Source organism: Sphingobium sp. IP1 (assembly GCF_002708645.1).
GTDB lineage: Bacteria > Pseudomonadota > Alphaproteobacteria > Sphingomonadales > Sphingomonadaceae > Sphingobium > Sphingobium yanoikuyae.
The window spans coordinates 1-13,245 of record NZ_NOIW01000017.1; the positions used below are offsets into that span (position 1 = coordinate 1).

General features: G+C 61.9%; 11 protein-coding genes. 6 read left to right on the plus strand and 5 right to left on the minus strand.

Going from position 1 to position 13,245, the window contains the following annotated elements; translation table 11 throughout:
- Window positions 1-199: 199 nt before the first annotated feature.
- Together CG471_RS08080 and CG471_RS08090 are read left to right on the plus strand one after the other, a co-directional pair.
- Window positions 200-1,447, plus strand: a complete 1,248-nt coding sequence (locus CG471_RS08080) for a glycosyltransferase (RefSeq protein ID WP_099231507.1) — start codon at window positions 200-202, stop codon at window positions 1,445-1,447.
- Window positions 1,448-2,135: 688 nt separating this feature from the next.
- The gene (locus tag CG471_RS08090) at window positions 2,136-2,594 is read left to right on the plus strand and encodes a MucR family transcriptional regulator (protein ID WP_069339030.1); all 459 of its coding nucleotides are present in this window, start codon (window positions 2,136-2,138) and stop codon (window positions 2,592-2,594) included.
- 273 nt (window positions 2,595-2,867) lie between these two features.
- Here CG471_RS08090 and CG471_RS08095 read toward each other — a convergent pair whose 3' ends face one another.
- The 4 genes from CG471_RS08095 to CG471_RS08110 are packed head-to-tail and all read right to left on the minus strand — an operon-like array spanning window position 2,868 to window position 7,619.
- Window positions 2,868-3,722 (minus strand): BadF/BadG/BcrA/BcrD ATPase family protein, encoded by an 855-nt coding sequence (locus CG471_RS08095; protein ID WP_069339031.1) that lies wholly within the window; start codon window positions 3,720-3,722, stop codon window positions 2,868-2,870.
- A complete protein-coding gene (gene dld / locus CG471_RS08100) occupies window positions 3,719-5,416 on the minus strand; it encodes a D-lactate dehydrogenase (protein ID WP_099231508.1) in 1,698 nt (565 codons plus the stop codon). Before dld ends, CG471_RS08095 begins: the two co-directional genes overlap by 4 nt.
- The gene (gene nagA, locus CG471_RS08105) at window positions 5,413-6,564 is read right to left on the minus strand and encodes an N-acetylglucosamine-6-phosphate deacetylase (protein ID WP_099231509.1); all 1,152 of its coding nucleotides are present in this window, start codon (window positions 6,562-6,564) and stop codon (window positions 5,413-5,415) included. Before nagA ends, dld begins: the two co-directional genes overlap by 4 nt.
- Window positions 6,561-7,619 (minus strand): SIS domain-containing protein, encoded by a 1,059-nt coding sequence (locus tag CG471_RS08110; RefSeq protein ID WP_099231510.1) that lies wholly within the window; start codon window positions 7,617-7,619, stop codon window positions 6,561-6,563. Before CG471_RS08110 ends, nagA begins: the two co-directional genes overlap by 4 nt.
- Before the next feature lie 172 nt (window positions 7,620-7,791).
- Between CG471_RS08110 and CG471_RS08115 the strand changes: the two genes are divergently transcribed.
- From CG471_RS08115 to CG471_RS08130, 4 genes are read left to right on the plus strand one after another with little or no spacing between them, the layout of a single operon-like run.
- Window positions 7,792-8,682 carry an N-acetylmuramic acid 6-phosphate etherase gene (locus CG471_RS08115; protein ID WP_069339035.1) on the plus strand — a complete coding sequence of 297 codons (891 nt, stop codon included), beginning with the start codon at window positions 7,792-7,794 and terminating at the stop codon, window positions 8,680-8,682.
- 6 nt (window positions 8,683-8,688) lie between these two features.
- The gene (locus CG471_RS08120; protein WP_099231511.1) at window positions 8,689-9,420 is read left to right on the plus strand and encodes a GntR family transcriptional regulator; all 732 of its coding nucleotides are present in this window, start codon (window positions 8,689-8,691) and stop codon (window positions 9,418-9,420) included.
- Window positions 9,421-10,914, plus strand: coding sequence for a permease (locus CG471_RS08125; RefSeq protein WP_099231512.1), 1,494 nt, complete (start codon window positions 9,421-9,423; stop codon window positions 10,912-10,914).
- Window positions 10,915-10,923: 9 nt separating this feature from the next.
- On the plus strand, window positions 10,924-11,940 hold the full coding sequence (locus CG471_RS08130; RefSeq protein ID WP_099231513.1) for a serine hydrolase: 1,017 nt from the start codon (window positions 10,924-10,926) through the stop codon (window positions 11,938-11,940).
- On the opposite strand, the gene CG471_RS08135 is transcribed toward CG471_RS08130, so the two are convergent.
- Window positions 11,937-13,136: a serine hydrolase gene (locus CG471_RS08135; protein ID WP_218964243.1), complete on the minus strand. Its 1,200-nt coding sequence runs from the start codon at window positions 13,134-13,136 to the stop codon at window positions 11,937-11,939. The genes CG471_RS08130 and CG471_RS08135 overlap by 4 nt on opposite strands.
- Window positions 13,137-13,245: the final 109 nt, after the last annotated feature.

Sequence of the window (13,245 nt, forward strand, 5' to 3'; positions counted from 1 at the left end):
GTGCAGATCAATTTTTAGATCATATAATTCCATCGATTACTATAAAAGATTGATTGAGACACAATTATGCTGAAAGAAAGCTGGAAATTCAGCGATTATTGACGATATACTCAGCATCTTGAGGTTGCCGCGATCAGCGCGGCATGAGGCATGGCGGCGCGGGGGCGACGCAAGCCAAAAGACGGGGGAATGTCGCTCAATGCTCAAAATCCAGTTTGCCGTGACACATTCAGCACCAGGTGGCCTGCTTGAACTTTGGAATGATATTTCCGAAGGCCTCGCTGCGCGCGGGCACATGGTGCAGCGATTTGGAATTTACCCCGAACTTAACGAACCGGCCCCTGGCCCTGCATGGCTGCATATCGGCGCAACTCGGCCACGCACCCCTCTTGCGGGCATTCGTACATTTTTTAAGCTCATGTCCTTCCTGCGGCGGGAACGACCCGATGCTATCGTAACCGGAATGCCAGCCGCCAATGTCATCATACCCCTGGCTGCATTTCTCTCCGGCGTATCCACAAAGGTCATTGCAACGCACCATTCCCCGATCGAGACACATAACCCCAAGCTCAATAGCCTAGACAACCTTACCGGTCTTCTGCCCAATGTTCATGCGATCATGAGCGTTTCGAATACGGTAGCCGGCTCACTTTCCAGTAAATCTCGGCGATATCTGCGCAAATCCCACACCATTCGCAATGCGCTGCCGGGACATATCGAACGCCTCCTCGCCACTTTAGCAAGCGCCCCACCCCGGATTGCGAGCAAGGACAGGCGCGTTGTCGCCCTTGGGCGGCTAGCCTATCAGAAAAATTATCCAATGCTCATCTCCGCAATCGCTCGGCTCCCCAACACCCACCTAGCGATAGCGGGAGGGGGCGAAGACGAAGCCAGCCTGCGTCAGCAAGCCATGGACGAAGGCAGTGCGGATCGGATTGATTTCCTGGGCTACCTCAGCCGAGAGGAGGCGCTGCGCGAAGCGGCAAAGGCCGACATCTTTGTTCAGGTCAGCCATTTCGAGGGGCACAGCCTTGCGCTCATAGAAGCCGCGCGCCTCGGCCTACCCCTGATAGTATCGGATGTTCCTGTCCAAGTCGAAGGCGTTACTGCAAAGGACGGCACATGCTGCGGGCTGATAGTGCCCTTGGGAGATGTACAAGGGCTCTCCAATATTATCGATCGCCTCTTATCCGATCCTATTTCATATCGTTTCTGGGCGGAGCGCGCGCTCAAACTTGGCAGAGATTCCTCAAATTCCCAGATGATCGATGATTATGAACAAATGATCCGCTCAGCAGCCGGCCAATCAGCCACCTCCAAGCCAGCGACCACAATTCCGCAAAGTGCATCATTAAATATCGCCAATACACCCAGTCAAAATCCAGAAATCGCCTCAACCACTCATCACGCGGCAGAAGATATCATCAATATCCCTTTGAAAACGTGATTTAGCGATCGCCAATATGATCATGGTAAATCCATGATTTCAATCAAACACATACCCCTTGACTAAATCATGAAATTGATGCATTCATTGGGAGAAAGATCCTTCGGGTTCGCAACCATATGATCTTTTGTAAGCTTATATGAATTTGCAGAGCGATAATTATATACGCCAGTAGTTTACGAAATCGCCTCTGAAGCAATAGAGATAAACATATCGTAAATAAGATTTATTAGTTACCGGATCGTATTTATGATGATTTTATTATATTTTATTTTTATTGCCACAGCTTCAATTTGGCTGTTCGGCATTTATTGGTTATGGAAGAATCAGAACGCGTCCAAACCTTCAGTGTCAGTAAATCTGTCCGACAGGTTGGTAGCGATTTTCTGGCCGCCCTGCTACGTGGCGATTGCCGTAGCGCTTCTCTTCTTCAAGCACAAGAAACGCATCCATAGCAATTCCATCAGCCCCTCGACGCAGGAGCTTGCTGCTGCGGAGTCCGCAAAGGCCCCGAGCAGCCTCTAAGGGGAACTTGGGAGGAGCTGGAGTACCCGGACTCAATCCGTCATGATTGGGGGCAAAATGTCAGAGCGCATTTCTTATGCGACGATATGAGCCAGGCATTGATGACATTTTAATTATCCTGGCGTAGATGCCCTCGTCCCACAGAATAAAACGGGACGCAAATATGACTGAACAATCTGAGATTCGCGACCACCTTACGACCCTGACCGCCGACATTGTGTCTGCGCATGTGTCCAATAACAGCGTTGCGGCAGGTGACCTGCCCTCACTGATTACGAATGTTCACAACGCGCTGGCGAATCTCAATTCTCCTGAACCGACGGAAGCAGTTCCCCTGCAACCTGCAGTGTCTGTTCGTAGCTCGATCAAGCCGGATTATCTGGTCTGCCTTGAAGACGGCAAGAAGCTCAAGATGCTTAAGCGCCATCTCATGAGCACTTACGGCCTTTCCCCCGATGAATATCGCAAGAAGTGGAATCTGCCGGCAGATTACCCGATGGTCGCCCCGAACTACGCCGCACAACGCAAAGAGCTTGCGTTGCAGTTCGGCCTCGGACGCAAGCCGCAGGCCAAGCTCGCACCAGCGCGCGGCAACCGAACACGCCAGAAGGTTGCAGCCTGACAATTTAGCCGGGACCTACAACCAGGCCCCCCTTGGGCCATTGCTGTAGGTGACAGCTTGAACACAATGAAATCCTTAGCGTTTGCCGGTGGCCCCTGAACTCCACTATCGAACGCTAAGGGAAATGTGACAGACTGCACCTACACAGGCCCTCTGATCAAGGCGGTCGTGGCAGGGCGTTTCTATTCATGCGCCACATATGCCAACGGCATCGTCAATCTGAGTTGCTGTGCACCCACGACAGCAACTTGCAGCCGGCCAGCGTAACAAGTTCTAATAGCTGGCAAAAAGCAAGGCGCCGTCCAGCGGGTCCCCCAGCATCGGGCTCAATCGCGCTACCGTCCGCGCTCGAAGCCAAGGCTGCATACGATCGGCCAATCCGCCCACCAGCGTACAGCGGATCGCTCCGCGCTCGAAGATCGTCTCGATAAACCGCTCGATATGCTGGACAGCATCCTCGACGATCGACCGGGCAATCGCGTCGTCAGCCTCCGCATAATCCATCACCAGCGGCGCGAAGCTGCCATAATCTTTAGGCGTAGCCTTATCCATCCAGCCGATCGCCTGCGCCGTGTCATGCCCAAAGCGCTCCGTCACTGCCCGACTAAGCGGCGTTGCCTGCGATCTCCCGTCCAGAGCGCGCAGTGCATGACGCATCGCGCTCAGGCCCAGGGCCGCGCCACTGCCCTCATCGGAGATGGGGAAGCCATAGCCGCCAATGGTGAAATCCCGGCCGCCCGCGCGCACCTGCGCAATGCTGCCCGTACCCAATATCAGGATCGCCCCATCCGCCCCGCCATGCGCGCCCAGATTTGCGATGAAGGCATCGGTCCCATAAGCGACCGAGGCAAAGGGAAAGGCAAAATCCTTCAGCGCGTCGCGCACACCCGGCCGCGAAATCCCTGCAATGCCCATGCCCGCACGGATCGTCTGGATCTGCGCCCGGGATAGCCCCGCCTCCCCGATCGCCTGATCCGAAACTGCGCGCAATGTCGCATAGAGCGGCTCCAGCCCGATCCGGGCATTGGCCGTTCCACCCTGCCCGGTGCCGATCACCTTGCCTTCGTTGTCGATCAACCGCGCGCGACAATTGCTGCCACCTGCATCTATGCCAAGGAAATAAGTCACGACCCGAGTTCCTCCTGCTGTTCGCCCCAATGGCGCGCCCGCGCGGTTTGACCAATGCCGGGATTACACTGGTTGCGTGGATCGATCCGCCGATAGAAATCCGCCAGAGCAGGTTTGGCCCTGTAGAGATGGCCCACATTATGTTCGGCCGGATATTCCGCCCCGCGGTCATCCAGCAACGCCCAGATGCGATGCTCGAATGCCAAGGGCTCCACGCCCTTGCGAACGATATAATCCTGATGGAACACATGGCATAGAAAATGCCCATAATAGAGGCTATGGATGCATTGCGCTGCCAGATCGGGCGGCAATTTTTCCTGCCATTCGAGTGCATTGCGCGGCAACGCCACGTCCAGGGGTATGATATCCTCAACCGTCTTGGAATGCACTGCGCGATAACGTACCGCCGCCCCCGCCGCGACGAAGCGATGCAGGAATGCCTTGGCCGCCAGCGCCGCGCTGCATTCGAAATAGTCACCTTCCCCAGCCGCAAACAGGCGGGCGAGTAGCGCACGCGTTTGCTCCACCGCCGCCTTTGGCATCTTGAGCAGCAGATGATGTTCGAACCGGGCACGATAGGAGCGCATCTCGCGAGGCAGATGGTCGGGCAGCAGACGGCCGATCCGCTGCATCATCCGGTCGCTGAACCCAGCTCCGACAAAGGGCAGAGCATCCACTTGCGCTTTCAGCCAGAACAGCCGGGGCAGCCGGTCCGTCCCAAGCCGCTCGATTGCGAAGAACATGTCCTTGCCATAGCGATCGGCTATGTCGAATGCGTCGCAATGCATATATTCGCCCGCCACTGGCAGATGGCTGAATTCGCCCAATATGATGCGTCGTATCGCCGTCAGCTGCGCGGGGTCATTGGTTCCGATGTAGAAGGTGGAGGCTCCCTCTTCCTTCACGAAACTGTCAAGCCGAACGGCGAAGACGATCATCTTGCCCGCGCTGCCCGCTGCCTCGTACAGGCACCGGCTGTCGGCATTGAAGCGGGCAGGCGTTGCATTGTCGATATCGCGCACATGCCCGGCATAATCATGGTCATGCGCCCAGCTATCCGCCGACGCATCGACATCGTCCGACCGAAAATCGCCAGCCTCCAGCCGCCGCAGCATTTCTTCGGGATCATCGCCCAGCGCCACGCCAAGATGATTGACCAGACGCAAAGCCCCGTCCGCATCCACCTGAGCATACAGACTAAGCTGCGTGTAGGCCGGCCCGCGCTGCACCAGCGACCCGCCCGAATTATTGCATACGCCCCCCACCACCGATGCGCCGAAGCAGGATGAGCCGATCACCGAATGCGGCTCCCGCCCCAACGGTGCCAGCGCCTTTTCCAGCGCATAGAGCGTGGTGCCGGGCAGGCAGATGACTTGCGTACCATCGCGGATCAGATGCAGCCCGTCGATCCGCGTCGTGCTGATGATCACGCAGCCGCCCGGATAATCATCGCCATCAGGCGTAGATCCGCCGGTCAGGCCGGTATTGGACGCCTGCATGATGATCGAGACATCCGCCGCGACACAGGCCCGCGCCACGCGCCATTGCTCGACCAGGCTGCCCGGCCGCACCACCGCCAGCGCTTTGCCAGATCCGGTACGATAACCATGGCGATAGCGCGCGGTCGCCTGGGCGCCCGTCAGCACATGGCGCGCGCCCACGATCGCACGCAGCCGGGGCAGCAGGTCACTCACTCGCCGCCTTCCTCCATCTGCCCGTCGATCCACGTCCGCCGTACCCGTCGGTTCCCGTCCAGATGGACCAGATCCGCGCGCAGCCCCGGCGCGATCGCGCCTCTCTGATCAGCCATCCGCAAAAATCGCGCCGGATTGCCGCTTGCCATGCGCGACGCCTCGATCATGGAACAGCCCATCATGTCCATCGCGTTGCGGAAGGCCTGGACCATGCTGAGCGCCGATCCCGCCAGCGTTCCGTCCGGCCCGCGACATATGCCATCGGCGACATGGATTGGCTGGCCCATCAGGGTGAAGCTATGTTGAGCGCCTCCCACCGGCGGCATCGCATCCGTCACCAGCATCGCACCATCGAACCCGCGCGCCGCAATCGCCACGCGCAGGCATGCGGGATGCACATGCACCCCGTCGACAATCAGCCCGAAATGACTGTCCCGATCCAGCAGTGCGGCGGCCACCATGCCCGGCTCCCTGCTCCCCATTTGCGTCATCGCGTTGAACAAATGGGTGAAGCCGGTCAGACCTTCGCGCAGCGCCGCGATCGTCTGGTCATAATCGGCCAGGCTATGCCCCGCCGCCACGAGAACGCCGGACTCCCGTAATGCCCGGATCACGCCGGGCGGGGTCAGTTCCGGCGCCAGCGTCACGATCCGCCGCCCGATCGTCGGCTGCCTCAAACGTTCCAGCGCTATGGGACCGATGGCGGTAAATTTGGCGGCGTCATGGATACCCTTCTTCACAGGGTTGAGATGCGGCCCCTCGATATGCACACCCAGCACGCCTGGGGCACCCTGCATCAGCGCAGCCTCCCCCGCCATGATCGCCCTCTCGACCACCGCAGCGTCATCACTGATCAGCGTGGGCAACAAGCCCGTCGTCCCGAACCGCCGATGCGCCTGCGCGATGACGCGAATGCCCTCCAAATCGGGCTTGTCGTTCAGCAGCACATCGCCACCGCCATTGACCTGCGTATCAATGAAGCCGGGTAGCAGCCATCCGCCCTCCAGCGCTACCGTCTCATATTCCGCCGGCACCGCGTCGCACGCCACAATCCCGATGATACGCCCGCCCTCAACAAGCAGCGCGCCATCATCCGTGATCCCGTCGGGCTGCACGATCGCCGCACCGACAAGCGCCTGCCTGCTCATAATGTCCGCGTCACCTTGGCCAGATGCGGCGGCGCGTCGGGATCGCGCCCGCGCGCCAACGACAGCGCATTGGCGAGGCCATAAAAGCTCTGAATCTGCGCGATCGCGCCCACCACCGGATGCAAGTCCCATGCCCCTGGCAGGGCCAGGGTGGCGGCCGCTACATCGTGGGGATGACCTGCTGCAATCACCTGCGCCCCACGTGCCCTAAAATCCTCCAGCCGTTCGCGCAGTCCCGCTCGCGCTTCATCGATCGGCCCCAGCGCCAGCACCGGATCGCTTTCACCGATCAGCGTCATCGGCCCATGCGCGACTTCTGCAATGCTGAACGCTTCAGCATGCAGGCTCGATGTTTCCTTGAACTTGAGCGCCGCTTCTCCCGCGATCGGCAGGGTCAGGCCGCGCCCCAGCACCAGCATATTGCGCGCATCGCGCAACAATGGCACCGCGCCGGTCCAGTCCGCGGCCACCGCGGCCTCCAGCACCTCATCGATCGACCCCAATGCCTCCAGCAAAGCGGCATCCTTGCTCCATTCCGCCACCAGATGCGCCAGCGCGACCAACGTGCAGATGAAGCTCTTGGTCGCCGCCACGCTCGTTTCGGGTTCGGCATGGATGGGAATGCAGATATCACCCATCTCCGCCAGCGGCGAGGCAGCGTCATTGACGATGGCGACCACCAGCGCGCCCTGCCGCCGCGCATCCGCTGCCGCCGCGATCAGGTCAGGGCTGCGCCCAGACTGCGAAATGGCGATCAAGGGCACATCTTTGAAACGCGACGACGTCGCCTTGTACAGCGACCCGATCGACGGCGCATGGCTCAATGTCGGCATATCCGCCCGCGTTTCCAGCAGAACCTTGGCAAAGGCTGCCGCCTGATCCGAACTGCCCCGCGCCAGCGTCGCAGCAAAGGGCGACACCATCGCGCGCAGCCGGGCGCCAGCCTCCCGCATTAGATCGGCATTGCGCGCAATCTGCGCCGCGCAACGCTCTGGCGCTTGCGCCGCCTCACGCGCCATCAGTGTGGCACAGCCCCCATCTTGCATCGAGATCATGCCGAAACAATACCAAATGAACGAAAAAGGGCAATTGGAATTATTTTGGTTGCATCGAAATTCAACAAGGACAATACCACATGCCAGAAGTGCCGCTTGCACAAATTCTGCCTGCCGCGCACGAAGTCGAACCGATCAAAGCCGGGCGTCAACGGCCTGACACGGAGTACCCATGAGTACCGAAACCATCGATCCGCGCTATGTCGATATCGATCAATGGCCGACCATTCGCGCGGTTGAAGCGATGCTTGAAGGGCAGATGGCCGCCATCGCTGCCATCGGATCGCAGGCGCAGGCCATCGCACTGGCCGCCCAAGCCGCCGCCGCGCGCCTCGGCACGCAGGGTCGACTGGTCTATGTCGGCGCCGGCACGTCGGGCCGCATTGCCGTGCAGGACGGCGTTGAACTCTATCCTACCTATAACTGGCCGCAAGAACGTCTGCTCTTCCTCATGGCGGGTGGCCTTGCAGCGCTCACCCAAGCGGCCGAAGGGGCAGAGGATGATGCGCACGCCGCCAGCGCCGAAATCGCGGACGCCGCCCTCGGTCCGCACGATGTGGTGATCGGCGTCGCCGCCAGCGGCCGCACACCCTATACTCTCGCTGCCATCGCCGCTGCCCGGGCGGCCGGTGCGCTGACCATCGGCATCGCCAATAATGCAGGCAGCGCGCTGAGTGCCGCAGCCGAATATGGCCTGACCGTGGAAACCGGGACTGAAATCGTCGCCGGTTCCACCCGGATGAAGGCCGGCACCGCGCAAAAGGCGACGCTCAACATATTGTCCACCGCGATCATGCTGCGCATGGGCCTCGTATATCGCGGCCGCATGGTCAACATGCGCATCTCCAACGAAAAGCTGCGCTTGCGTGGAGAGGCCATGGTGCGCGACATTGCCGATGTGGACATGGCCGCAGCATCGCACGCACTCGATGCAGCGGGACAGGACATCAAGCAGGCGGTGCTGGTTGCCATGGGAGTGGCAACCAACGAAGCGCACCGTCTACTTGAAATCCACGGCGAGAATCTGTCGGACGCGATGCGCGCCGTGCAAAGGGGGGGATAGGACGAGATGCGGGAAAAACTGGTCGCGCGCGGGGAAGACGGGACACCGCTCTACCTGCAACTGGCGCGCAATCTGCGCGATCATATCGAAAGCGGCGGCATCATACCGGGCAATGCCCTGCCGTCCGAACGCGACCTTAGCGAAATGGCCGGCCTTTCACGCGTCACCGTCCGCAAGGCGATCGAGCAACTGATCGAGGAAGGCGTGCTGTTCCGCAAGCAAGGTTCGGGCACCTTCGTCGCCCGCCGGATAGAAACGCCCGCCTCCGTCCTGTCCAGCTTCACCCATGACGCCCTGTCTCGCGGCGAAGATCCCGGTGTGATCTGGATGATGAAAAGCTATGCCCAGCCGACCGAGGAAGAGGCGGCCGCGCTTGCCATATCCCCTTCGGCCCGCGTCGCGCGGCTTGGCCGCGTGCGCCTGTCAGGCGGCGAGCCGCTGGCGATCGAACATGCCATAGTTCCCGCCGATTGCCTGCCTGACCTCGAGATCATCGGCGATTCCCTCTATGAGGCGATGGGCCGGGCCGGTTTCCGTCCGACCTCCGGCACGCAGCGCGTCCGCGCCTCGCTCGCCACGCCGACCGAAGCCGGTCTGCTGTGCGTGCGTCAAAATAGCGAAGTGCTCCGTATCGAACGCCTCACCCGCATTTCCGGTGGCCGAGCGGTCGAATTCACCCGCTCTGTCTATCGCGGCGACCGCTATGACTTTGTGACCGAACTCAAGGAAATCGGCTGAATGACCGCATCGATCGCCGCCGACCTGACCCAAGACCCCACGCCAGAGCGCCCGCCTCTCCGCACGCTCAGCCTCTACCTCCTCCTCGGTTTCTCCGCCGGCCTACCCTTCTACATGTTCAATGCCGTGTTGACGCTACGGCTCGCGCGCCACGGCATCGATATCGTCATCATCGGCTTCTTCGCCTGGATCGCGCTGCTTCCGACCTTCAAATTTGTCTGGGCCCCGCTTCTGGATCGCTACAGCGTCCCCGGTTTCTCCCGCTTCTGGGGCCGACGGCGCGGCTGGATCATGCTGTCGCAGCTCGGCATCTTCTTTTCCATGGTCGCCATGGCCTTCACCTCCAGCGACCAGAGCCTGCCGCTCACCGCGCTCTTTGCGATCCTCCTCGCTTTCTGGACCACCACGCTGGAGGTCGCGGCCGATGGCTGGCGCATTGAACTGGCGCCGACACAGGCACAGCAAGGGCCGATCGTTGCGGCGAACCTGTGGGGCTATCGCAGCGCCATGGTCGCGGCGGGCAGCGGCGCAGTGCTGGTTGCTGCCTGGGCCGGCTGGACCTGGGCCTATCTTGCCATCGCCATCGCCGCCTTCCTCCCCTTCCCCATCCTCGCCGCCATGCGCCCGGAACAGGAAGGCGCCAAGGGGCGCGCCAATGCGCTCATCAGCGGCACCCTTGTCAGCCTCGCCATCCTCGCCGCCACCGGCGCGGCCACGACGCTTGTCGGCTGGGCGCTGCTCTCCGCTGTGCAGGGCGCGGGCTTCTCCGCCCAGACCAATGTCACACCCATAGTGCTGGCGGTCGCGCTGCTGCCCTTCGCCGCGCTCGCCATCGCCCTGCCGCGCATCCGCCGCCTGCCGGCCGATGCGCCCGCGAAGATGCCGGGCTTCATCGCCCCCTATGTCGAGATTTTCTGGCGCTATGGCTATGCCGTGCTGCCGGTGCTGGCCTTCGTCTCCTTCTACCGCATGGGCGATGTGCTGACGCTGACCCTCTCGCACCCGCTCTGGAATGCGGCCGGCTACAGCCTGGAACAGATCAGCATGGCCGATGGCGTCGTCGCGCTTTCCTGCTCCATGGCCGGCGTCGCGCTGGGCGGCCTGTGCGCCGCGCGCCTGCCAATGATGCTCGCGCTCATCATCGGCGCCTGCGCCTCGGCGATCGGCAATTGGGTGTTCGTTTGGCTCTGGTATGCCGAGCCGTCCGCACTCGTCCTCTATGTCGCGGCGGGTGTGGACCAGTTCGGTCATGGCCTGGAGGGGGCGGTCTTCGTCGTCTATCTCTCCATGCTGGTCAGCCCGCGCTATCCCGGCACCCAATATGCCTTTCTGTCTGGCTTCGCCTTCCTGCTGCCCCGCCTGGTCGGCGGCGCGGCCGGCGCGATCCAGAAGCAGATCGGCTATGACGGCTTCTTCATCCTGTCGGGGGCACTTAGTCTTGCCGCAATCTTCTTCCTGCCGATCGTCATGCGCGTTCGAGCCAGAACCGCGTAAGGACTTCATATGATAGACTATATCTGCCAAGCCGCCTTCGCCCCGGCGGCCGGGGCTGTCGCCAGCGGCCGCATTCCCGGTGCGACCCTTGGCATCGTCAGCACCGATGGCCGCAGCGCCGTGCACCTGGCCGGCTCAGCCGCCATCTTGCCCGAGCGCGAAGCCCTGACCCGCGATCACTGGTTCGACCTCGCCTCCGTATCGAAGGTGATCGCCACCACCACCATGATCCTGCAACTGGCCGAGCAGGGCCGGCTCGATCTCGACCGTCCTCTTACCGACGCCATTCCCGACCTGCGCCAATATGACGTCGCCAATGCAGCGGAACGTAAGCTGACCTTCCGCGATTGCCTCGCCCATCGCAGCTTTCTGCCCGCGGTCGAGCCGATCTACACTTATGGCGACGATCCTGCCCGGCTGCGCGCTTTCGTCCTCCAGCGCGAATGGCGGCACGGCCCGCCGGTCTATTCAGACATCAACTTCATTCTCCTGGGCATAGCCATCGAACGCATCACCGGCGCACCACTTGGCGACTGGCCGTTGGGCGATGGCCTGTCCTACGGGCCGCCCCCCGGCGCTGCCGTCGCGACCGAGGCGTGCAGCTGGCGCGGACGCATCCTCAAGGGCGAAGTCCATGACGAAAACGCCTCTGCACTGGGCGGCGCGCCGGGCCATGCCGGCCTGTTCGGCACGGTCGACGGGGTGCTGGGCTTTGCCAAGGCGCTGCTCGACGGCTCGATCCTCTCCCCCGCCATGCTGGCGCAAACCCGCACCGCGCAGTTCGGCCATCGCACCTGCGGCTGGGAACGCGCCTTTGCCGGCTGGTCCGGGGGCGACGCCTGTTCGGCCGAAACAATCGGCCATACCGGCTTCACCGGCACGGGCCTGTGGATCGATTTCGACCGCGGCCTTGCCTGGACCCTGCTGACCAACCGCGTCCACCCCACCCGCCATGCCGACAGCGGCATCTTCACCCTGCGCCCGGCGGTGGGCGACGCACTGATCGCGGCGTGGGATGCCGCTTAGGGTAGCTGCCCCTGCGCCAACCCTTCCTCGACCCGCGTATAGGCGCTGATCGCGCCACGCCCGCCCGCTACGTCCGTCGCGAAATACACAACGCCGGTGCCCCGCTTCGGATCGATCCACAGCCCTGACTTCAGACCATAGGCATCACCGGCATGGCCGATACGCTGCCGGCCATCGCCGAACGGATCATCGGCGCAGCCCCTGGCGGCCGTCGCGAGAAAGGCCATCGCCAGCCCATAGCGGCAGGTGAAACCCGTGTTCGTGTCCCCCGTATCGGCTTCCCCGGTCACGCCATTGGCGCCATCGACGCCGCCATAGGTCCATAGCGGTGTCATCAGTTGCGCCACGCTCTGCGCGCTCAACACACGCGTGCCATCAACCATACCCCGTCCAAGCAACAGGCGTCCTACCCTAGCCAGTCCGCGCGCCGAAATCCGTAAACCGCCCTGCGGCGAAAAGATTGCGCCATTGCGCCCCGCAACCCAGGTCCTCAGATCGCAACTGCCATCGCGGGCGGGCGTGACCGTGCAGGCGGGCTTCGCGCCCTTATTCTCGTCCCGCACCGCCTGCCCGTCCTGATACAACACCACCGCCTGCGCAGCGCGGGAACTTGAACAGCTCGACCAGTTATAGCAGGCGTCCAGCTTCAGCGGCTTGAGCACCAGGCGATCCATCAACCGGTCGAACCGCTCTCCTGTCGCCCGCTCCATGACCGCCGCGACGACCGGAAAATTGAGATTGCTATAGGCATACCAGTCGCCGGGCGCGTGGTGCGCATCCCATGCTTCCGCCTTGACCAACGTGGCGCGCATGTCCGCATCCAGCGGCAGCGCATAGCCGGCACTGTCGACCAGACCCGACCGATGCGACAACAGCAGTCGCAGCGTGATCGGCCGCTCGGGAAAGCCGGGATGGCGCAGCCGATAGCCCAGCCAGTCGGACACGTCCCGGTCCAGATCGAGCTTGCCCGCCTCCACCAGTCGCATGACGCCGATGGCGACCACTAGCTTGGAAATGGACGCAACCCTAACCGGATCATCAATCGTCAGCGCTCGCCCCGTCGCCATGTCGGCCGGGCCGCTGACCTTGCTGCCGGTCACGCCTTTGCGATCGAAGGTCAGCCGGACCATAGCGACTGGCGGATGCGCCGCAGGCGTCGCGGCGGCAGAGGCGAGAGCAAGGAGCAGGGACAACATGCGCAACAGGCTAGTCCGATCCCCGCCAGCATCGCAAGTCTGCCTTATTGCCCCAAGTTATAGGTCCCGCCATTCACGTGCTATTCCATCGGTCTGCTCGCGGTCTATG